The 21,093-nt window shown below is 70.8% G+C and carries 19 protein-coding genes and 2 pseudogenes; 12 read left to right on the top strand and 9 right to left on the bottom strand.

Going from position 1 to position 21,093, the window contains the following annotated elements; all coding sequences use genetic code 11:
• Window positions 1–49 precede the first annotated feature (49 nt).
• From EAO75_RS40720 to EAO75_RS40710, 3 genes are read left to right on the top strand one after another with little or no spacing between them, the layout of a single operon-like run.
• Window positions 50–2,221 (top strand): aminoglycoside phosphotransferase family protein, encoded by a 2,172-nt coding sequence (locus tag EAO75_RS40720; protein ID WP_148000072.1) that lies wholly within the window; start codon window positions 50–52, stop codon window positions 2,219–2,221.
• 39 nt (window positions 2,222–2,260) lie between these two features.
• Window positions 2,261–2,923, top strand: a complete 663-nt coding sequence (locus EAO75_RS40715; RefSeq protein WP_261989621.1) for a TetR/AcrR family transcriptional regulator — start codon at window positions 2,261–2,263, stop codon at window positions 2,921–2,923.
• A gap of 41 nt (window positions 2,924–2,964) precedes the next feature.
• Window positions 2,965–4,989, top strand: coding sequence for a HelD family protein (locus EAO75_RS40710; RefSeq protein WP_148000071.1), 2,025 nt, complete (start codon window positions 2,965–2,967; stop codon window positions 4,987–4,989).
• Window positions 4,990–5,060: 71 nt separating this feature from the next.
• Here EAO75_RS40710 and EAO75_RS40705 read toward each other — a convergent pair whose 3' ends face one another.
• A complete protein-coding gene (locus tag EAO75_RS40705) occupies window positions 5,061–5,921 on the bottom strand; it encodes a nitroreductase/quinone reductase family protein (protein ID WP_148000070.1) in 861 nt (286 codons plus the stop codon).
• Between the two features lie 220 nt (window positions 5,922–6,141).
• On the opposite strand from EAO75_RS40705, the pseudogene EAO75_RS40700 reads away from it, so the two are divergent.
• A pseudogene (locus tag EAO75_RS40700) lies at window positions 6,142–6,685 on the top strand (HAD domain-containing protein).
• On the opposite strand, the gene EAO75_RS40695 reads toward EAO75_RS40700, so the two are convergent.
• Window positions 6,654–7,571 (bottom strand): NAD(P)-dependent oxidoreductase, encoded by a 918-nt coding sequence (locus EAO75_RS40695; protein WP_148000069.1) that lies wholly within the window; start codon window positions 7,569–7,571, stop codon window positions 6,654–6,656. The pseudogene EAO75_RS40700 and the gene EAO75_RS40695 sit on opposite strands and share 32 nt — an antisense overlap.
• Before the next feature lie 50 nt (window positions 7,572–7,621).
• Here EAO75_RS40695 and EAO75_RS40690 point away from each other — a divergent pair, with 50 nt between their 5' ends.
• The gene (locus EAO75_RS40690) at window positions 7,622–7,969 is read left to right on the top strand and encodes a winged helix-turn-helix transcriptional regulator (protein WP_148000068.1); all 348 of its coding nucleotides are present in this window, start codon (window positions 7,622–7,624) and stop codon (window positions 7,967–7,969) included.
• 145 nt (window positions 7,970–8,114) lie between these two features.
• On the opposite strand, the gene EAO75_RS40685 is transcribed toward EAO75_RS40690, so the two are convergent.
• The gene (locus EAO75_RS40685) at window positions 8,115–9,050 is read right to left on the bottom strand and encodes an NAD-dependent epimerase/dehydratase family protein (protein WP_148000067.1); all 936 of its coding nucleotides are present in this window, start codon (window positions 9,048–9,050) and stop codon (window positions 8,115–8,117) included.
• Window positions 9,051–9,243: 193 nt separating this feature from the next.
• On the opposite strand from EAO75_RS40685, the gene EAO75_RS40680 reads away from it, so the two are divergent.
• Entirely contained in the window at window positions 9,244–10,038 is a 795-nt protein-coding gene (locus tag EAO75_RS40680; protein WP_261989619.1) for an alpha/beta fold hydrolase, read from the top strand.
• A 4-nt stretch (window positions 10,039–10,042) separates the two neighbouring features.
• On the opposite strand, the gene EAO75_RS46275 is transcribed toward EAO75_RS40680, so the two are convergent.
• From EAO75_RS46275 to EAO75_RS40670, 3 genes are all read right to left on the bottom strand, one after another.
• Window positions 10,043–10,198 (bottom strand): hypothetical protein, encoded by a 156-nt coding sequence (locus EAO75_RS46275; RefSeq protein ID WP_187284772.1) that lies wholly within the window; start codon window positions 10,196–10,198, stop codon window positions 10,043–10,045.
• A 301-nt stretch (window positions 10,199–10,499) separates the two neighbouring features.
• The gene (locus EAO75_RS40675; protein ID WP_148000065.1) at window positions 10,500–11,468 is read right to left on the bottom strand and encodes a GNAT family N-acetyltransferase; all 969 of its coding nucleotides are present in this window, start codon (window positions 11,466–11,468) and stop codon (window positions 10,500–10,502) included.
• Window positions 11,469–11,759: 291 nt separating this feature from the next.
• Entirely contained in the window at window positions 11,760–12,677 is a 918-nt protein-coding gene (locus EAO75_RS40670) for a class I SAM-dependent methyltransferase (protein ID WP_261989618.1), read from the bottom strand.
• 69 nt (window positions 12,678–12,746) lie between these two features.
• On the opposite strand from EAO75_RS40670, the gene EAO75_RS40665 reads away from it, so the two are divergent.
• The 3 genes from EAO75_RS40665 to EAO75_RS40655 all read left to right on the top strand — a co-directional run bounded on the left by EAO75_RS40665 (window position 12,747) and on the right by EAO75_RS40655 (window position 14,685).
• A complete protein-coding gene (locus tag EAO75_RS40665) occupies window positions 12,747–13,400 on the top strand; it encodes a helix-turn-helix domain-containing protein (protein WP_148000064.1) in 654 nt (217 codons plus the stop codon).
• A 112-nt stretch (window positions 13,401–13,512) separates the two neighbouring features.
• Window positions 13,513–14,208, top strand: a complete 696-nt coding sequence (locus EAO75_RS40660) for a hypothetical protein (protein ID WP_148000063.1) — start codon at window positions 13,513–13,515, stop codon at window positions 14,206–14,208.
• Between the two features lie 141 nt (window positions 14,209–14,349).
• The gene (locus EAO75_RS40655) at window positions 14,350–14,685 is read left to right on the top strand and encodes a DUF2516 family protein (RefSeq protein ID WP_187284815.1); all 336 of its coding nucleotides are present in this window, start codon (window positions 14,350–14,352) and stop codon (window positions 14,683–14,685) included.
• A gap of 225 nt (window positions 14,686–14,910) precedes the next feature.
• Here the strand turns inward: EAO75_RS40655 and EAO75_RS40650 are convergent, their stop codons facing one another.
• From EAO75_RS40650 to EAO75_RS40640, 3 genes are all read right to left on the bottom strand, one after another.
• Entirely contained in the window at window positions 14,911–16,212 is a 1,302-nt protein-coding gene (locus tag EAO75_RS40650; RefSeq protein WP_148000062.1) for a PP2C family protein-serine/threonine phosphatase, read from the bottom strand.
• 284 nt (window positions 16,213–16,496) lie between these two features.
• Complete coding sequence (locus EAO75_RS40645) at window positions 16,497–17,582, bottom strand: C40 family peptidase (RefSeq protein WP_148000061.1); 1,086 nt, start codon at window positions 17,580–17,582, stop codon at window positions 16,497–16,499.
• Between the two features lie 219 nt (window positions 17,583–17,801).
• Entirely contained in the window at window positions 17,802–18,593 is a 792-nt protein-coding gene (locus EAO75_RS40640) for a class I SAM-dependent methyltransferase (RefSeq protein WP_148000060.1), read from the bottom strand.
• 319 nt (window positions 18,594–18,912) lie between these two features.
• Here EAO75_RS40640 and mshA point away from each other — a divergent pair, with 319 nt between their 5' ends.
• The 3 genes and pseudogenes from mshA to EAO75_RS46780 all read left to right on the top strand — a co-directional run.
• Window positions 18,913–20,253: a D-inositol-3-phosphate glycosyltransferase gene (mshA, locus tag EAO75_RS40635; RefSeq protein WP_148000059.1), complete on the top strand. Its 1,341-nt coding sequence runs from the start codon at window positions 18,913–18,915 to the stop codon at window positions 20,251–20,253.
• Entirely contained in the window at window positions 20,246–20,746 is a 501-nt protein-coding gene (locus EAO75_RS40630) for a YbjN domain-containing protein (protein WP_148000058.1), read from the top strand. Before mshA ends, EAO75_RS40630 begins: the two co-directional genes overlap by 8 nt.
• 143 nt (window positions 20,747–20,889) lie before the next feature.
• A pseudogene (locus tag EAO75_RS46780) lies at window positions 20,890–21,093 on the top strand (hypothetical protein); the annotation flags it as partial.

Below are 21,093 nucleotides of genomic sequence, written 5' to 3'. Positions count from 1 at the left end.
GAACTACCTGTTCTCCCTCCCTCAGGAACGCGCAGCACAGGAACGCCATTTGAACGCACGACTCGCACCTCAGCCCACCGTGTACGCGGAGTTCGTCCGGTTCGCCGAGGAACACGGACAGTCGCTCCAAGGGCATCACCACATCAACTACCGCGTGCCGCTGACCCCGCAGATGGCGTCGGTGCTGTGGCAACCGGTGAACATGCCCGTGCTGGTGCGGATACCCCGCCCCGACATCCTGCGTGTCGTGTTCAAGACCTGGGCGAACGAGGCCCGCGTCCTCGACGCCATCAGAGACACGGTCGACCACGCCCCGGTGTGCCTGGCGCACGACTGGATGAGCTCGGCCGTTCACTCGTACGTCCAGGGCGTCCCGCTGTCCAAGACCTGCCGTGACATCGCGAAGATCGACCGCTCGCTGATCGAGGTGATGGCGGAGGGGCTCGCGCGGCTGACCGGGGTCGACCGCGACGCGGTCCCGCCGCTGCCGCCCGGGTGGCCGAGGCCGCCCGAGAGCCAGGAGTTCCTGCGCACGGTCGTGGAACTGACGGAACGGGACGTCAGGGAGCCCAACTGGCAACGCTTCCACCGCATATTCGAGCGGCTCGGGGTGCGGCCCGGCGCCCTGATGCGGCTGGCCGGCCGGGTGCCCCGGATGACCAGGCGGCCCTTCAGTCTTCTCCATGGCGACCTGCACCGCGACAACGTCATCGTGACCCGCGACGGCGACCCGCCCCTGGTCTTCGTGGACTGGGAGCTCGCCTCGTTCGGTGACCCGCTGCATGACCTCGCCGTCCACCTCGTGCGCACCGGCCACACCCCGGCCCAGCGGGACGCGGCGATCAACGCCTGGACCAAGGAGGTCCAGCGGCACAGCCCCGAGGCCGCGAACGGGCTGGACGACGACCTCGGGCACTACATCGCCTTCGAGCGGACGCTGTCCGTCTTCCCGGACGTGATGCGGACCCTGGACGCGCTGGAACGACGCCCCCCGCACGAGCAGCGGCTGAGGGCGGCCACGGTCCGGGTCCACAACGCGCTGACGGCCGCCGCGGAACTGCTCGACATCGACCCCGTCCCGCCCCTGCCCGAGATCTGGTGGCTGCTGAAGCGGTGGACGGAGTTCATCCACGGCGCGCCGATCGACAGTGTCCGCCGGGTGCCCGTGCAGTGGACCCCGGACCGCGCGCATCCGTGCCGCCCGGAGTTCCGCGACCCGTGCGTGAAGAACGCCCTGGCCGACGAGTGCCGGGCCCCCGAGAGCCGGCTGCTGCGGGGCACGGCCCACGTCAACGCGGTGGTCGTGGCACGGGTCGCCGGGGCGGACGTACCGGTCGTCGTGCGGCGCCGCAGGACGGGAGCGGAGCGCCAAAACGATTCGAGGAGGCTCGACGAGTCCACCGTTCTGCGGGCCCTGGAGGAGGAGGACGTGCCGGTGTCGGCGCCGCGTGTGCTGGCGTCGGGCGAGGGCGGCCGGCGGCCCGGCGCGTTCGCCGTCCAGACCTATCTGGGCCCGAGCGACGGATCGGCCCCCGAGCACCCGGTGGACGGCCTGCGGCCGCACGAGGCGAAGAGCGTGGTCGACCAGCTGTGCGCCCTGACCAGGGTGGACTACCTGGCGCTGCGCCCGAGGGCGCCGCGCGACGACTACTACCGGCAGCTGACGGACGAACTCGTCGACGACGTCCGGTATCTGCCCGACGACGTGCGCGCCCTCGCCGAGGGCATAGGCCTGCCCGGCCATCGGCAGCTGCGCGCCATCCTGTCGCGGTACACGGTCGAGCCGCGCACGCCGACCCTGCTGCACGGTGACCTGCACCCGTGGAACCTGGTGCGCACCCTGGACGACCGGTTCAACATCGCCCTCATCGGCTGGGACCGGGCCCGGGTCGGTGACCCCCTCTACGACCTGGTGCGGCACACCTGCCTGGCGCGGACCGACGACCGCCGCAAGCACTTCATGAAGCGCCACTGGGAGCGCAGCCTGCCGCGCCACTACACCCGGGGCTGGCTGTCCGACTGGAGCAAGTACGAGCGTCTGGAGATCGTCCGCGCCGCCTACGAGGACCTCGGCCACCTGGTCTCGGGCAGACACCTGGACGTCCCCCGGGTCCGGACGGCCGTGGACTCGTACGCCTGGACGCTCCAGGCGGCCCTGGCCGAGCTGAACCTCGAACCCCGTCGCGACAACCCCTACCTCCTGCGCGCCCTGCCGCACTAGCCGCCGGGCGCGGGGCGGGCCGCGCGTAGGCTCACCGGCATGAGCGAGACCGGCATGAGCGAGGCGGGCGCGGGCGCGATGGGGCTGCGGGAGCGGAAGAAGCAGCGGATGTACGAGACCGTGTCCGAGACCGCCATCCGCCTCTTCGTCGAGAAGGGATTCGACGCCGTCTCCGTGGCCGAAGTGGCCGCCGCCGCCGAGATCTCCAAGCCGACGTTGTTCCGGTACTTCCCGGCGAAGGAGGACCTCGTCCTGTACCGGATCGCCGATCACGAGGACGAGGCCGCGCGGATCGTGCGGGAGGGGCCCTCGCCCGTCGAGGCGCTGCGGCGGCACTTCCTCGACGGGATCGAGCGGTGTGATCCCATCACCGGGCTCAATGATCATCCCGCGGTGCTCGCCTTCCACACGCTGGTGTACGGCACTCCGGCCCTCGTCGCCCGTATGTACGCCTACCTGGAGCGCTCGGAGGCCGCGCTCGCCGAGGCGCTCGGCGGAGGGCTCGACGCACGGCTGGCGGCCGGGCAGATCGTCGCCGTGCAGCGGATCCTCGCGCAGGAGAACTGGCGGCGGATCTCGGCGGGGGAGCCGGTGGCCGAGGTCAAGCGCGACGCGGTGGCGGCGGCGGAGCGGGCGTTCGGGCTGCTGGAGGCGGGGTTGCCGCCCTCGGTGGGCCGGGCATCCGAACATGAGGTCGAGTAAAGAATTTAACTCGGTTACGTTATTTGGGTACGCTTCCTGGAATGACGACCACCGACCCTGCCCTGCGGCACACCCTCATCCGCGAGCGCGTCCACCACGACCGCTGTCGCACCGCCCTCGCCGGCATGGTCGACGGCGCCGACGAACAGGTCGTCATCGGTGAGAACGCCTCCGCGTCCGGCGCCGACGCCGAGGTCCTCGGCTACCAGCTGCGCAGCAAGGCCAAGGCGCTGCACGAGCTGCCCGAAGGTCCGTTGTTCTTCGGGCGGCTCGACTTCAGCGGCGGGGAGCATCAGGCGCTGCACATCGGGCGGCTGCGGATCAGCGAGCACCCCGCCGAGCCGCCGCTCGTCGTCGACTGGCGCGCCCCCGTCTCCCGCGCCTTCTACCAGGCCTCCGCCCGCGACCCGCAGGGCGTCGCCGTACGGCGGCGGTTCGGCTGGGCGCCGGGCAGCCGAGGGGAGTCCGGCGACCTGACCGGCCTGGAGGACGAGCACCTCGACCAGGGCGAGTCCCGGGCGAGCGAGATCGTCGCCCGGGAGATCGAACGCCCCCGGGTCGGTCCCATGCGCGACATCGCCGCCACCATCCAGCCCGAGCAGGACGATCTCGTACGGGGCGACCTCGCCGTCTCCGTGTGTGTGCAGGGGGCCCCGGGCACCGGCAAGACCGCCGTCGGCCTGCACCGCGCCGCGTATCTGCTCTACACCCACCCGCAGCGCATCCGGCGCGGCGGACTGCTGATCCTCGGGCCCAACCCGACCTTCCTGTCGTACATCTCCGAGGTGCTGCCCGCGCTCGGCGAGACCGGGGTACGCCAGTCCACGCTGCGCGACGAGATCGGGCGGCAGCCGGTCAGAGGGGTCGACGGCGAACGCGCGGCCGTCGTGAAGCACGACGCGCGGATGGCGCAGGTCCTGCGGCGGGCCCTGTACGCGCGGGTGCGCGGGGGCGAAGGCGTCGGCCCGCTCGCCGTTCCCGACGGCTCGTACCGGTGGCGGGTGTCGGAGGGCGAGCTGCGGCGGATCGTGGCCGGGGTGCGCGCCGAGGAGCCGCCGTACGCCGTGGGCCGGGAGCGGGTGCGGACACGGGTCGTGCGGCTCATCCAGGAGCAGGCCGAGCGGCGCAGCGGGCCGCCGGGCGCCGCGTGGCTGCAGAAGATCTCGCGGGCGCGGGCGGTCGGGGCGTACGTCGACGCCGTATGGCCGCGGGTCCGGCCCGAGGAGGTCGTGGCCCAACTGTTCATGGAACAGGGGGTGTTGGAGGCAGCCGCGGACGGACTGCTCGACGGCGGCGAACAGCGGGCGCTGCTGTGGGCCAAGCCGCCGCGGTCCTGGAAGTCGGCCCGCTGGTCCGCCGCCGACCTCGTGCTCCTCGACGAGGTGGCCGGGCTCATCGAGCATCCGAAGGGGTACGGCCATGTCGTCGTCGACGAGGCGCAGGATCTGTCGCCCATGGAGTGCCGGGCCATCGCACGCAGGGCCGCCTTCGGTTCGGTGACCGTGCTGGGGGATCTGGCGCAGGGGACGACACCGTGGGCCGCGCGGTCGTGGCGGACGGTACTGGGACATCTGGGCAAGCCGGACGCGGTGGTCGTACCGCTCACCATCGGGTTCCGGGTGCCGGGGGTGGTGCTGGAGCTGGCGAACCGGCTGTTGGAGCGGGTGGACGTGGAGGTGCCGGCGGCCCGTTCGCTGCGCGGGGACGGTGAGCTGCGGTTCCGGGAGGCCGACGGCGATCTGCCGGGCGCGGTCGTCGGCGCCGTACGGGACGCGCTGGGCCGGGAGGGGTCCGTGGGCGTCGTCGCGGCCGACGCGGACGTGGCCCGCGTGCGGGAGGCGCTGGGGGCCGCCGGGATCGAGACGGGGGGTGCGGACGAGATGGGGGCCCGGGTGGCCGTCGTCCCGGCGAGCGTGGTGAAGGGGCTGGAGTACGACCATGTCGTCGCCGTGGAGCCGGCGGCGATCGTGGAGGCGGAGCGGCGGGGGCTGCACCGGCTGTACGTGGTCGTGACGCGGGCGGTGGCGGGGTTGGAGGTGGTGCATGGGAGGCCGTTGCCGTTCTGAGCGCGTTGCCGTTCTGAGGGCGTCGCGTTCCCGAGGGCGGTGCGGCGACGGCCTCCCATGCACCGTCGTTCTTATGCGGCGGCGTCCAGAATCGGGATCAACTGATCCTCCTCGTAGGCCAGATGCGCCTCCAGCTCCGTCGTGAGGCGCTCCACCTCGCGGCGGGCCGTGTCCGGATCGGCGTTCTCGTCGCCCACGACCCGGCGCAGGTCCTCGACCAGCTCGGCGATCCGTTCGTGCTCGTCCCGCAGCCGGGCCAGCGTGGGCGCGAGCTCGGGGTGGCGGTCCTCCAGGATCGGGAACATGGCGAGGCCCTCGCCGGTGTGGTGGTTGTGGAGCCCGGCGCAGAAGGTGAGGCAGTTGACCCGGAGTTGGGCGCCGAGGGAGGGCCCTGCACCCCCCTCGCCGCCCGCGTTGCTCATCTCCTTTCGGATCAGGGCGAGTTCGCGACGAAAGGCATCGTGGACGACCTTGAGGCCCTCGCCCATGGAAGAGGCGTTGATGGTCCCGGGGCCACCCTGGGCCAGGCTGTGCAGGGCGATCACCGGGATCACCCGGTCCGTCTTCTCCTGGTACTCCGCCCAGCCCGGGTCCGCCTCCACGGCCCGAGCGAAGGCCCGGTCCCGTTCCTCGCCTTCGAGGACGACCGCCTGCGCCTCGTAGGTGAACGCACCGCTCTCCACGGTGACCTGCGGGTTGGCGACGAGGTTGTGGAACCACGCCGGGTGCCGGGGCGCGCCCGCGGCCGAGGCGATGACCAGGACACGGTCGTCGACGTCGGGGAGGTAGCCGACGGGGGTGGTGTGGGGGCGGCCCGTGCGGGCGCCTGTGGTGGTGAGCAGAAGGAGCCGGGCGCCTTCGAAGTAGCCGCCGACGCGGCCCTTGTTGGCGCGGAACTCCTCGATGACCTGCTGATTGAAGTCGATGGGCATGCTCAGGTTTCTCTGTCTCTTTCTCTTCGGTGGTTCCGCACGGTCACTGGTTTCCGTACGGAGGGAAGGCGAAGAGAAAAAGAGGCGGACCCCTGGTCCGCCGCCACGACCTCAATCAGAGGCCGGGCAACACCCAACTCGCTCACGGCACAAGGCCGACCCGGCAGTCATACCGGCGACAGTAGCGCAGTCCCCCGCCAGGGGTGATCCTGTTTTTGCGATGCTCCTCTTCCTCGACGTCGACGGAACGCTCATCCCCTTCGGGTCGCAGCGGCCGTACCCGCTGTACGAGCCGCCCCGCACCCTGCCCGTACGAGCCGCCCCGCACCCTGCCCGGTCCGCCCGCCCACCCCCTGCTCACCCGGGTCGACCCCGCCCTCGGCACCCGCCTGGAGCGGCTCGCCGAGCTCGGCTGCGAGCTCGTGTGGGCCACGACCTGGCTCGACGACGCGAACGCCGCCCTGGCACCTTGGCTCGGCCTGTCCCCGCTGCGGGTGGTGGACTGGCCGGACGAGGACGCGGAACCCTGGCTCGGATCCCGCGCCCCGCACTGGAAGACCCGGCCGCTGGTGGACTGGGCGGCGGGCAGACCCTTCGTGTGGGTCGACGACGAGATCACCGACGTCGACCGGGCCTATGTGGCCGCCCACCACCCCTCGCCCGCCCTGCTCCACCGGGTCGACCACCGCCACGGACTCACCGAAGGCGACTTCGCCGTACTGGAGGAGTGGATCACCGCCGGGAACGGCCCAGCAGCTCCGTGATCCGCATGAAGCCGTCCGTCCCGTGACCGAGCCCGATGACCCGGCGGGCCTGGCCCTCGGCGGCGCGGATCACGGCCGCCTCGATGCCGTGGGATTCGGATGCCTGGACGATGTGGGCCATGGAGGAGGCGGCGGAAGTGATCGGGTTGAGCTCGCCGGAGTATGTGGCGTCGTCGACGTCCGTCGCGAGCTCCTCGAAGAGCGGCGGCAGGATCGCGCCGATGCCCTGCGCGAACGGGGCCAGCTCCCGCGCGGTGATCCCCTCGGCTCGGGCCACGGCCAGGGCGTGCGCATAGCCGGCCATCGCCGTCCAGAAGATGTCGAGCAGGGCGATGTCGTACGCCGCCGCCCGGCTGACGTCCGCACCGAGGTGGGTGTGCGTGCCGCCGAGCGTGTCCAGTACGGGGCGGTGCTCGCGGTACAGCTCCTCGGGGCCGCTGAGCAGGAACACCGCGTCCGGCGTGCCGATGGTCGTGGCCGGTGTCATGATCGCGCCGTCCAGGTAGCGGATGCCGTGCCCGGCGGCCCACTCGGCCGTGTCGCGGGCCCGCGCCGGGGTGTCGGCGGTCAGATTGACGACCGTGCGGCCCTTGAGCGCGGCGGTGACGGCGTCCTGGCGCAGGACGGCGTCGGAGGCGTCGTAGTTCACCACGCACACCACGGTCAGCACACCGGCGGCGACCGCCTCCGCCGGGGACGCCGCGGCCGTCGCTCCACGGTCGAGGAGCTCCCGGTCCCGCCCCGGCGTGCGGTTCCAGACGGTGACCCGCAGCCCCGCGTCCAGGAACGCACCGGCCAGCGCCCGGCCCATCGGCCCGAGGCCGAGGACGGTGACGGATCCGGAGCCGGGGGCGGAGTCTGCGGAATCGTGGTCGTGAGTGGGCATGACTGAACTCCCTGTAGGGTGAAGATAATTGAGGACAAAAGGGGTGTGCCATGACGCGTCGGCGCCTTGACCCGAACGTCTGCGGGGTGACCGCCGCGATCGCGGTGGTCGACGGCAAGTGGAAGACGGTGCTGCTGTGGCTGCTGGAGTCCGGCCCGCACCGCCCGGCGGAACTGCGCCGCCGGCTGCCGGGCCTCAGCGAGAAGGTGCTGACGCAGGTGCTGCGTGAGATGGAGACGGACGGTCTGGTGCACCGTGAGGTGTACGACGAGCTGCCGCTGAAGACCGTCTACTCCCTGACCGACTTCGGCCGTGACCTGGCCGAGGCGCTCGGCCCGCTCGCCGCCTGGGGCCACCGCCGCCTGGAGCGACTGACCGAGGCCCAGCCGACCTCCTGACCTGCACGCCACCTCCGTCCGCCGCCTCGTGGATCACCCACATCAAGGGTCGGACGGCGGGGGAGTGCTGCCAAGTACGCACAAATAAGTGGGTACGACGGCGGCTGCCGCCCCCCGCCGCCCCCCGCCCCTTCCCGCGACAGGGCTACGACCGCGCCAGTTCCTCCCGGAACCCCTGGCGCCACGACGGATAGCGCGGCTCCCAGCCGAGCTCACGCCTGGCCTTGGCGTTGGAGAACCCACGCCCCTCGGTCATCATCGTCACCACCACGTCCCCGGCGAGCAGCCGGGCCAGCCACTTGGGCACCCGCAGCGGAGGCTTCGCCCCCGCGCAGTCGGCCAGATACGGCAGCCACTCACTGGCCGGCGCCGGCTCGTCGTCGACGATGTTGAACACGCCCCGCGCCCGCTGCTCCACGGCCAGCACGGTGGCGCTCGCCGCGTCGTCCAGATGCACCCAGGAGCAGTAGCCGGTACCGCCCCCGACCAGCGGGAACTGCCGTTTGCGTACGAGTTCGACCTGGTCGTCGGTGGCGCCGGGGCCGTAGAAACCGCCGTAGCGAAGAACCGTCCCGTCGGCCTTGAGGACGGAGTCCTGGATGTGCCGGATCGCCTCGCCGAGCGCGCGCAGCTTCCCGGTCTCCACGGGCAGCGGGTCCTCCTCGGTCTTCACCCAGCCGCCCTCGCGGACGCCGTTCCAGATGGCCGCGCTCTGTACGACGACATGCGGGACGCCGGTCGCCTCCGCGGCGGCCAGCAGATGGTCGGTTCCCTCGGTGCGCAGCCGGTTGGTGGAGGCGAACCACCGGTCGAAGTGCCTGATGTCGGGCTTGCCGGAGTGCGGTGCGGAGATCGCCGTCATCTGGTGCACGATCACGTCCGGCCGCGCCGCGGCCACCGCCTCGCCGACCGACGCCGCGTCGAGCCCGTCCATCACCACGCCCTGCGCGCCCATCCCCTTCACCAGGTCGAGCTTGGCCGCGCTCGTCGTCGTGGCCGTCACCTGATGCCCCCGCTCCACGAGCCGCGGCACCAGCCGCCGCCCGATGACGCCGGTCCCACCTGCCACGAACACCCGCATGACACTCACCGTCCCGATCGCGGAATACGACTACGAAACCTTGGACGAGCGTGCCCGCCCGTTCTGTGACATGGCGATGAGTTCCGCGTGCCGCACGGGTCTCCCGCATGAGGCTCTGCGAGAACCTCGGAGAGAACCTCTCGGCGAATCTCGGAACGAACATCGGAACGCATTCCGGAAGGTTGTGATGGCCATGCCGACCAGCTCCGCGTACGCCAAGGTCAACGGCGTGGAGATGTACTACGAGGTGCACGGCGCCGCCCGGGACCCCGGTACGGACGCCGCAGGGGGCGCCGACGCCCGGCTTCCGCTGGTGCTGCTGCACGGGGGCGTCACCACCGTCGGTCTGTCCTTCGCCGCCGTGCTGCCCGCCCTGGCGGCCGGCCGGCACATCGTGGCGCCCGAACTCCAGGGGCACGGGCACACCGCCGACACCGACCGCGACCTGACCGTGCCGAATCTGGCCTCCGACGTGGTGGCACTGCTCGACGAGCTCGGCATCCAGCGGGCCGACTTCCTCGGGTACAGCCTCGGCGGGCTGACCGCGCTGGAGATCGGCATCAGGCACCCCGGCCGCGTGGGACGGCTGGTGCTCGCCGCGACCCAGTACCACCAGGACGGCATCCACGACGAGGTCCACGCCGGCGACTTCGCCTCGCCACGGCTGCCCGACCAGGCCGACTTCCAGGAGATGGCCGAGGCGTACGCGGCGTGCGCGCCGCATCCCGAGCACTTCCAGGACTTCCTCGGCAAGATCTCGGTCGCGGCGAACGCCCCGCTGCCCTGGACCGCCGACGACCTGCGCACGGTGCAGGCACCCACGCTGCTGGTCATCGGCGACTCCGACTTCGTACGCGTCGAGCACGCGGCCGAGATGCAGCGCCTGATCCCCCGGTCCCGGCTGGCGGTCCTGCCCGCGACGACGCACATGACCCTGATGCGACGGACATCGCTGCTGCTGCCGATGGTGGGCGAGTTCCTCGACTGAGGGGCTACAGCACGCGGAGGTTGGTGAGCGGGATGTTCCACTCGTTCCGCTCGATGTTTCCATGGCCGTCCCAATCCGCGGCCGCGGCCGCGGCCGGTACCGCGACCAGCATCAGCCCGGCGACGACAGTGGCCAGGACGGCGACGACACGACGCATCACGATGCCTCCTCGACGACGGCGATCCCGACCACCCTGCGTCGAGCCGACGGCTCCGCCCGCCCGGACACGCCGCTCGGCCGACGGGTTCAGCCGCTCGGTCGCGGCGACTCCACCACGACGCACCCCGACCCGAGCCGCGACGACCGCCCGCCGGGTCGCATCACGAAGCACCGAGCTCGCAAGCCAGCCGCCCCAGCGCCTCTCGGATGCCTTGCCCGTAGCCGTCGTCGTTCAGCGCGCCCACGTGATGCTGCGCCTCGGCCAGATGGGCGCGTGCGCGGGGCCGAGCGCGGTGGTTGGTTCAACGCCAGTCGTCGATCACATACGCGTCGGGGTGGCTGTACCCGGGTTCGTTGGGCCTGTGCATGGTCACGCCCTGCAACCAGGTGCGGAAACCGCGGTTGATCATGCGCCGGTAGGCATCCGGGCGACCCAGGTTCATGCCGGCGTCCAGTTGCCCCAGCCCGCGCTCGGCGGCCAGCCGCTCGCACGCGTCGAGCAGTCGCTCGAACCGGTCGGCGGCCTCCGGACCAGGACGTACGGCGCCGAATTTGACGAAGCACACGTCGGCGCCGGCCTCCGACCCGGCTCCGCAGTGGCAGACGGCCAGGCCGTCGAGCTCGGAGCCGGCGCCATGGAGCAGGATGGTGTCACCGAGTCCCTGCGCGTGCGCGCCCACGATCTCGCGTTCCAGGCTCAGGCCCTTGTACACGGCTGAGGTCAGTGCGCGACAGAGGCTCAGTGCGTCGGGCCGCTCGGCGGCGGGCAGTTCGCCGTAGAGCACCCGGCCGGGGACTGCGGCACCGTTTGTGACCTGCTTCTTCATGATGGCTGTGAGGAATCGAGGCCAGAAACCGTACCGGCGGTAGAGCTCAAGATGCTTGGGACTGTGCGCGAAGGTGAAGAGGCCGAGGTGGCGATTCCCCCAGGCGTCGAAGCAGTCGATGACCGGCTCCATCAGACGTCTGCCGATGCCCTGGTCCCACAGATCCGGACGTACGGTCAGCGGTCCGAAAAACCCGACGCTGCCCCAGTTGGTGGCGAAGTTCGATCCAACCAGTTCGCCCTCGACCGTCGCCGCGAACGCCGCCCGCGGATCGGCCGCCCAGCGGGTGCGGACGTAGTCGACGGTCCCGAACGGATCAGGTGCCCCCAGAAAGGTCCCGAAGGCGGCCCTGCAGATCTCATCGGCCCGGTCCAGGTCCGCCTCACCCAGCGGGCGGACTGATGGGGCCGCGCCACTTTTGCGCTTCGCTGCTGGTGGGACCATCACTCGTTCCTTCCTGCCCCCGTTCCATCGCACCACGGAGGTGCGCCGCAGGCGAGGTGAACGGTCCGGCGACGTAGCCGGCGCCAGCACGACGGCAGCAGTGCCGTCTCGGCGGCGTACGAAGTAGTCCGGCGTCTGCCGGATCCGCCGGCCCCGGCCGCCATAGCGCCAGGACAGGCGGAACGGCTCCTTTCTGCATCAGCTTGCGCTGATCGGCGCCCCGCCTGGGACGTGTTGGCCTGGGCTGTCCCGCTGGGGCGAGGTTCGGCATGTGGCGGCGGGGAGCCGGGGTCAGCAGAGAGGCCCTCGACGAGCCAGGATCTGGATTCCCTTCGACTCGTGTCCGTTCATGGTGGCGACGGTGATTCGGCGGGTGTCGGCGATCTCGAAGTCTGCAAGCAGGGAGGTGAACCAGTCGCTCGGGTGGTGGCGGCAGACTGCGCCGTCGCCGGTTTCGAACACTCCGTAGGTGCCGTAGCGTTCCGCGAACCTGGCATAGCGGGCACGATTGCGCTCGTCGTCCTGTAGCAGCAGATCGCTGAGGTAGAGCGTTCCGCCCGGTTTGAGAACGCGGCTCAGTTCGCCCACCAGCCGTCGCTGTGCGTCGTTGCCGGGGATGCAGGTCAGCACCGCGAAGAGTATGACCACGTCGATGCTTGCGTCCGGGTGGGCCAGCGTCGGCGGTGCGTCCAGCACGGCGAAGCGCATCGTGGGATGCAGGGCGTGTGCTCGGGAGATCATTCCTGGTGCGGTGTCGACGCCGGCGAGGTCGGTGAAGCCCTGCTGTTCGAGGGCTTGCATGGTCCGGCCGTAGCCGCAGCCGTAGTCCAGGATCGCGGCATGCTCGTCGACGTCGTCCAGCCACGGCATGTGCAGTGGATGCGTGAACGTCTTGGTCGTCGCGGCGGCGTCCCAGTAGGCCGTCTGGCTGTTGAGGTCGGACATGGCGGGTACCCCCATCGCGCTCTGAAACAGCGGTCGCGCTGCCATGATCTCGGATCCTGTGATCATCTCGATGAGAAACCACTGCCTGGCAGTGGTGCGAAGACCTCTTTCCTGGGGCAGGCGCCGGTGGAATTCGGCTCTGACCAGCCTCATCTGCTCCTGCCCGGCCATCGCGAGGCTGCGCCAGTACTCAGACGCAGAGAGCGACATTGCTTCGACGATCTCTGGATCGGCCGCGCCGACGACAGTCCGGCGCGGCAGCACGACGTGGCGTGGCGCACTTTTGCAAGCGGGTGCTTGCAATAGTTAGCGAGGGTGCGGCAAGGTGGAGGCATGGCATCGCTCAACGTCGGCAATCTCGGTGAGTATCTGCGCGAACAGCGGCGCACCGCGCAGCTGTCGTTGCGGCAGCTCGCCGACGCCGCCGGGGTGTCCAATCCGTATCTGAGCCAGATCGAGCGCGGGCTGCGCAAGCCGAGCGCGGAGGTGTTGCAGCAGGTCGCCAAGGCGCTGCGGATCTCCGCCGAAACGCTGTACGTCCGGGCCGGCATCCTCGACGCCGAGCGGGACCGGGACGAGGTGGAGACGCGCGCCGTCATCCTCGCCGATCCCACGCTCAACGAGCGGCAGAAGCAGGTGCTGCTCCAGATCTACGAATCCTTCCGCAAGGAGAACGGGTTCGGGATATCCCCCGAGGAGGCCGAGGCCGAGGCCGAGGCCGAAGCCGAGGCCGAAGCCGTGGTGGAGGCGGTCCGGTCCGCCGGCTCGGATCCGGACTCCCCGCAGAGCGACGGCCAGTCCGACGACGCCGACGTACGCCGAAGCCGTAAGACCCGCAAGAACAGCACGGCCGACGGCGACCGAGAGCCCGCCGCGCGCCGTAGCCGGACGACCCGCACGACCCGCAACACCCGCACGACCCGTACGTCCGACGGCAGCGACGCCGACCCGGAGAACCCGACCGACCCGCAGCAGTCGGCCGGCTGACCAAGAGCCGCCGTACGCGCGACGCGCATCGGCGAGCACACATCAGCCGTCAGCCGTCCGGCCGCGGGGACCGAAAACCCTCACCTCGAAGCAACCCGGGAGGACCCTCACCATGGCCATCACCGACGACCTGCGTAAGACCCTCAGCGACCCGACCCCGCTCTACTTCGCCGCCGGCACCGCCGACCTGGCCCTCCAGCAGGCCAGGAAGGTGCCCGCCCTGGTGGAGCAGCTGCGCGCCGAGGCCCCGGCCCGGTTCGAGGCCGTACGCAGCACCGACCCGAAGGCCGTCCAGGAGAAGGCCACCAGCCGTGCCAAGGAGGCGGGCGCCAAGGCCAAGGAGGCCCAGGAGACCCTCCAGACCAAGGTCAACGAGTTCGTCACCAGCCTGGACGCCGACATCAAGAAGTTCGGCAGCAACCTCGACACGGACTTCAAGAAGTTCGGCAGCAGCATCGACGCCGACCTGAAGAAGTTCGGCGAGAGCGCCCAGGACCTCGCGCTGCGCACCCTCGGCGTCGCCGCCGAGTACGCCGTCAAGGCCCGTGAGACCTACGAGAAGGTCGCCGAGCACGGCGAGCAGACCGTGAAGACCTGGCGTGGCGAGGCGGCCGAGGAGATCGAGGAGCTCGCCGTCGTCGTCGAGCCCAAGGCCGAGCCGGTCGAGGTCAAGGACGACAAGGCCGAGGCCAAGCCGGCCGAGACCAAGCCCGCCGCCGAGGCCGCCCCGGCGAAGAAGGCGACGCCGGCCAAGAAGGCTCCGGCGCGCAAGGTCACCGCCAAGAAGACGACCCCGCCCGCCAAGTAACACGGACGGGTGAAAAGGGACCGGCCGGCACGGGCCGGGCACTTAGCGAGTGCTCGGCCCGTTGTTCGGGTAGCGGTCCTGCGGTTGCGGGTACGGTGACCGCGTAGGTACGAGCCGAATCGGGTGGTGGACGTTGTGCTGATGCAGGGCTTCGCGGGGTTCATGTGGCTGCTGAGCATGGCCCTGATCCTTTTCAGCGGCTTCGCGCTGATCGACGCGGCCGTCCGCCGTGAGGACGCCTACCGCGCCGCGGACAAGCAGACCAAGGCCTTCTGGCTGATCGTCCTCGGCCTCGCCTTCGTGGTGAACCTGATCTTCAACATCCTGTCGTTCCTGCCGATCATCGGCCTCATCGCGACCATCGTGTACATGGTCGATGTCCGCCCCACCATCAAGAACCTCCCGGGCGGCGGCCGCAGCAGGCGCGGCGGCTCCAGCAGCGACGGCCCCTACGGTCCCTGGAACGGCGGCCGCTGATCAACGCGGCTGATCGACGACGCCCCTGGCTGATGGACCGCGCCCCTGGCTGATCGACAGCGCCCCTAGCTGATGGACAACGGCCCTGGCTGATCCACAGCGCCCCTAGCTGATCGGCAACGCCCCAGGGGCGCGGGGAACTGCGCGACCAGCCACAAAGCACCCGCAGACGGCACATCACAGAAATCAAACGGCGAGTCTCCGCAGCGGAGCGCAACCGCCCGCTCAGACCCCGCGATCCAGCAAAAGCACAGCCACGTCATCCGTCAGCTCCCCGCCATTGAGGTCCCGAACCTCATTGACGGCCGCCCGCAGCAACGCCTCCCCGCGCAACCCCTCGGACAGCTGCCGCCGGACCATCTCCACCATGCCGTCCTGCCCGAGCCGCTCCCGGCCCTGGCCGATACGGCCCTCGATCAAGCCGTCGGTGTAGAGCATCAGACTCCACTCGGCGCCCAGCTTGACCTCCATCCGAGGCCACCGTGCCCCCGGCAGCAGACCGAGCGCGGGCCCGTTGTTGTCGTACGGCAGCAGCTGCGCAGGCCGCCCCGGCCGGGCCAGCAGCGGCGACGGATGCCCTGCCAGGCACAATCCGGCCCGTCGGCCGTCAGGCGCGATGTCCACGGTGCAGAGGGTCGCGAAGATCTCGTCGTCGGCCCGCTCGTGCTCAAGAACCTTCTGCAGCGTTCCCAGCAGCGCGTCCCCGCACAGCCCGGCCAGCGTCAGCGCCCGCCAGGCGATCCGCAGCTCCACACCGAGGGCGGCCTCGTCCGGCCCGTGCCCGCAGACGTCGCCGATCATGGCGTGCACGGTGCCGTCGGCGGTGCGGACGACGTCGTAGAAGTCACCGCCCAGCAGGGCACGCGAACGCCCGGGCCGGTAGCGCGCGGCGAACCGCAGCGACGAGCCCTCCAGCAGCGGCGTCGGCAGCAGACCGCGCTCCAGACGCCGGTTCTCCTGCGCCCGCAGCCGGCCCTCGGCCAGCCGCCGCTCGGCCGTGTCGGAACGTTTCCTCTCCACGGCGTAGCGGATCGCACGGCTCAGCAGCCGCCCGTCCAGTTCGTCCCGGAAGAGGTAGTCCTGCGCGCCGACGCGCACGGCTTCGGCGCCGCGCTCGGCGTCACCGGATGCGGTGAGCGCGAGGACGGCGTGCCGGGGCGCGATCTCCAGGACGTGCCTGAGTACGGCCAGCTCGTCGTCGTCCGCGATCCGGCCGGGCGCCGCCAGCGCGAGGTCCAGCAGGATGCAGTGGACGTCGTCGGTGAGCAGCCGCTCGGCCTCGGTGAGGTTGCGGGCGGTGCGCACACGGATCGGCCTGCCGGCCGAGTCGTGCAGCTCGGGCACCATCGCGGAGCCGCCGGGATCGTCCTCGATCAGCAGCAGCGTCAGGCTGTTATGGGTGGTGTTCTCGACCGTTTCACGCTTACGCAGGGCCACCTCCCGAGAGGTGCCGCCTGGGGACGCAGCCGGCGCCTGACCAGTCTCCACGGCCGGGATCGCTCTCTGCCGCGGTACGGGTACGGGCATCGTGTTGAGTTCCTTCCCTCCCCCCGAGGGCATGGTGGGAGCGAGGGGTCTCGATCCACCGACGGGGACCATAGCGGGTGTCGGCGCCGCAGCGGAATGGTGTGGAGCACGCCGTGTGGAGGCTGGCCGCTGTCATATGCCGCGTTCCGTACCGCAGTTGGACAGGGCGGCGCACCGGCAAGGATGACGAACGTCACGTCAAAGCGGCGTTTGGTGGCGATGTGACGTGGGGTGGGTCACGTGGCCCGAGTCACGACCCGCAGGTCACAAGACGCCCTGAATCCTTACGCATCGGGCCGAACCACCCCGAGGATCGGCATCGACCCGGCCCCCGCGACCGTCACCGTCCGCCCCGGACGCGGGGCGTGGATGATGGCGCCGCCGCCGATGTACATGGCGACATGGCTCGCGTCGTCGTTGTAGATGATGAGGTCGCCGGGCCGCATGTCCTTGATGTCGATGCGCTTGAGCTGCTTCCACTGCTCCTGCGAGGTCCGCGGAATCCCGCTCCCGGCACTCGCCCAGGCCTGAGACGTCAACCCTGAACAGTCATACGTCTTGGGCCCCTCCGCACCCCATTCATACGGTTTGCCCAACTGTGCGCCGGCATACTTGACGGCCTTTCGCCCCTGCTCGGACGCCTTGCCCTTGACGTCCTTCAGTGCGCCGGAGTCCAGCCAGGCGGTCTGCGCCTTGTAGGCGGCCTCCTCCTCCAGCTTCTTGAGCCGCTCCAGCTGCTCCTTCTCCAGCTGGGACTCCAGCTGTTCGGCCGCCTTGATCTGCTTCTCGATCTTCTTCTGGGCGGCGGCCTTGGCCTTGCGCCCGGCCTCCAGCTTCTGCCACTGGGCGGAGGCGTCCCTGGAGTACTGCTCCAAGTCCTGCTGGGTGCGCGTCATTTCCGCCAGGAGACCCTTGGTGGCGCGCTGCCCCTGAATCACTCGCCCGGCCCCGTCGAGGAAGGTCCGCGGATCATCGCTCAGCATCAACTTCGCCTCGTCGGGCAACCCGCCCAGCCGATACTGAGCGGCGGCAGCGGAGCCGGCCCGCTCCTTCAGCTCGGCGAGCTTCTCCTGCCCTCTGACGATCTTCTTGGCCAGCGAGACGATCTCGGCGGACTGCTTCTCGGCCGCCTCCTCGGCGGCGTTGTACTGGTCGGTGGCGACGGCCGCGGAGTGGTAGAGCTTCTCCAGCTTCTTGCGGACTTCCTCAAGCTCCTTGTTCGACACGGGGGTCGGCGAGGAAGAGGGTGAGGCGCTCGGGGTCGGTGAGGGGGAGGGTGCCGCGAAGGCGGTGCCCGGTGCCGCCAGTACGGTGACCGCGCAGACGACGGTCACGGCCATCATGAGCAGGCCGCGCTTGCCCGTACCCATACTCGTGCCCCCAAACTGATGTCTCGTCAGTAACTTACGAGCGTCCGGGGGATCGTGCCATGACGGCGCGCAAAGCGACAGAGGTCTGCTTCCCCCCATTCACTCCCCGTCATGACGATCTCCCCGCCTTTGTGACGAACGACTCGCGGAGATCGTTCCGTGATCCGCGGTCGACCGGGGAAACGGGAGGGAAAGCGCCGGGAACGAGACAAGGGTGACCTAGGTCCGGGGCTCCAGCGCCTCCCACCGCACGGTCACTTCCCCCTGCCGCCACCGCCCCGGTCCGTCGGACACCGGCCAGTCGCCCGCGAGATCCCGCACGGCCCGGATCCAGCGCTGCCGGGCACCGTACGAGGCGTAGGGCGCCGCGGCCGCCCAGGCGCGGTCGAAGTCCCGCAGAAACGCATGGACCGGTTCACCGGGCACATTGCGATGGATGAGCGCCTTGGGCAGCCGCTCGGCGAGATCCGACGGCCGCTCCAGCGACCCCAGCCGCGCGGCGAACGTCACCGTCCGCGGCCCCTCCGGCCCGAGCGCGACCCACACATGCCGGCGCCCGATCTCGTCACAGGTCCCCTCCACGAGCAGCCCGCCCGGCGCCAGCCGCGCGCACAGCCGCTCCCAGACCCCGGCGACCTCCCCCTCGTCGTACTGCCGCAACACATTCGCGGCCCGCACGAGCACCGGCCGCTGCGGAATCGGGACCTCGAAGCCACCGTGCCGAAAAACGAGCCCCTCCCGCTCATACGGCTTGGCGGCGGCAACCCGAGCCGGCTCGATCTCCAGCCCGACCACCGTCACCCGAGGCGCGACGACCCGCAGCCGCCCCAACAACTCGACGGCCGTCCAAGGAGAAGCGCCATACCCGAGATCAACAGCTACGGCATCCGCAACCCGGCGAAGCTCACGCCCCTGCGTATGGGCGATCCACCGGTCCATACGGCGCAACCGATTGGGATTGGTGGTCCCGCGGGTCACCGTTCCCACGGGGCGGGAAGCGCGGGCATTCATACGGACGAGCGTATGCGCCGGCAGGCACACCAGGCGCCACGCCCCGGCACAACCCCGACCCCCGACCCCCGACGCACGGGCGGTGCGCAACGCGAACCCCCACCGAACCGGGCCCGGCCGCCGCGGGCATCAGGCACCAGGCATCCGGCATCCGGCAGGCACCCCACGCACCCAGGCCCCGAACAGTTGAGCGACCGCCGGTAATTCCTAGGCAAAAACCACTCCACCAGGAATGGGAACCCAACCCTCCGGCGTTGCACCGCCTTGGAGGGCGCTCAACCCTCCGTCCGGCATGCCCGCAGCCAAGGAGGACCGCCACGTGAGCCAGTACGTCAGCAGGCTCAGGCACCGCTCCCAGGCGGCGGCCCCCTCACGACTCAGGCTCCACCGCCGCCCCCGCCGCGTAGCCATGCTCAGCGTGCACACCTCCCCGCTCCACCAGCCCGGCACCGGCGACGCCGGCGGCATGAACGTCTACATCGTGGAGCTGGCGCAGCGCCTCGCCGCGATCAACATCGAGGTCGAGATCTTCACCCGCACCACCGCCACCGACCTCCCCCCCACCGTGGAACTGGCCCCCGGCGTCCTCGTCCGCCACATCGACGCCGGCCCCTACGAGGGCCTCAACAAGGAAGACCTCCCCGCCCAGCTCTGCGCCTTCACCCACGGCGTGATGCAGGCCTGGGCCGGCCACCGCCCCGGCTACTACGACCTGGTCCACTCCCACTACTGGCTCTCCGGCCACGTCGGCTGGCTGGCGGCCCAGCGCTGGGGCGCCCCCCTGGTGCACGCCATGCACACCATGGCCAAGGTCAAGAACGCCAACCTCGCCGACGGCGACACCCCCGAACCCGCCGCCCGGGTCATCGGCGAAACCCAGATCGTCGCCGCAGCGGACCGCCTCATCGCCAACACCGCCGAGGAGGCCGACGAACTCGTCCGGCACTACGCCGCCGACCCCGGCAAGGTCGCCGTGGTCCACCCCGGCGTCAACCTCACCCGCTTCGCGCCCGCCGACGGCCGAGCCGCAGCCCGCGCCCGCCTCGGCCTCCCGCAGGACGCCCTGATCCCGCTCTTCGCCGGCCGCATCCAGCCCCTGAAGGCCCCGGACGTCCTGCTGCGCGCGGTGGCGGTCCTCCTCGACGAGCACCCCGAGCTGCGCTCCCGGATCGTCGTCCCGATCGTCGGCGGCCCCAGCGGCAGCGGCCTCGCCAAGCCGGAGGGCCTGCAAAAGCTCGCCGCCCGGCTGGGCGTCGCGGATGTCGTACGGTTCCGCCCGCCCGTCGGCCAGGAGCAGCTCGCCGACTGGTTCCGGGCGGCATCGGTGCTGGTCATGCCGTCGTACAGCGAGTCCTTCGGCCTGGTGGCCATCGAGGCGCAGGCGGCCGGCACACCCGTACTGGCCGCAGCGGTCGGCGGCCTGCCGGTCGCGGTCCGGGACGGCCGTACCGGATTCCTGGTCCAGGGCCACAACCCCGCCGAGTACGCGCGCGTGCTGCACGCCTTCGCCGACGACCCGCACCTGGCCACCCGCATGGGCGACGCGGCCTCCCGGCACGCCCAGTCCTTCGGCTGGGACACCTCGGCGGCCGCCACGGCGGACGTCTACACGGCCGCGGCCCAGGCCCACCGCCGTCGCGTACGCTCCCACCATGGCTGACGCACAGAAGACGGCGCAGGTCGTCGAGGGGGCCCTGAAGGACGCCGACCTGGAGTGGGAGAGCCCCGCCCCCGGCAACTACGTCGTCAAGCTCCCCGGCACGCGCAAGCTCTCGACGACCGTGTCCCTGCTCGTCGGCCGCCACTCCCTGTCGCTGAACGCCTTCGTCATCCGCCACCCCGACGAGAACGAACCCGGCGTCCACCGCTGGCTCCTGGAGCGCAACCTCAAGCTCTACGGCGTGAGCTACGCCGTGGACCGGCTCGGCGACATCTACGTCACCGCGAAGCTCCCGCTCGCCGGCGTCACGGCCGACGAGATCGACCGCCTCCTCGGCCAGGTCCTGGAGGCGGCGGACGGCGCCTTCAACACCCTCCTGGAGCTCGGTTTCGCGTCCGCGATCCGCAAGGAGTACGAGTGGCGCGTGGCGCGCGGCGAGTCGACGCGGAACCTGGACGCGTTCACCCATCTGATCCAGCGGCCCTCGGAGTGACGTAGGGACCTGAAAAGGTCCGCACCAACTCACCCCGCACGACCCCTTCCGTACTCCTGAGGGGCCGTGGCATGCTCGCGCCCATCGCACTTCTGAACGTGGTTCACATCCATGAAGAGCCGCATGGGAAGGACGCACGGACCATGGGCAATGCGCACCTCACCAGACGAACCCTGCTGGGCGGAGCCACGGCCGTGGCACTCGCGACGGCGACCGGCACGGCACAGGCGGCCCCCGGCGCCCCCGATGCCCCCATAGCCTCCGGAGTCCCCAAAGCCTCCGGAGTCCCCAAGGCGGCTTRCGAAGTCCCCTCCCTCTGGCAAGAGTTCACCCGCACCCCCTTCACC

This window comes from Streptomyces sp. UW30 (genome assembly GCF_008042075.1).
GTDB lineage: Bacteria > Actinomycetota > Actinomycetes > Streptomycetales > Streptomycetaceae > Streptomyces.
The sequence above is the reverse complement of the archived record's forward strand: the minus strand, read 5'-3'. Positions and strand labels throughout refer to the sequence as shown.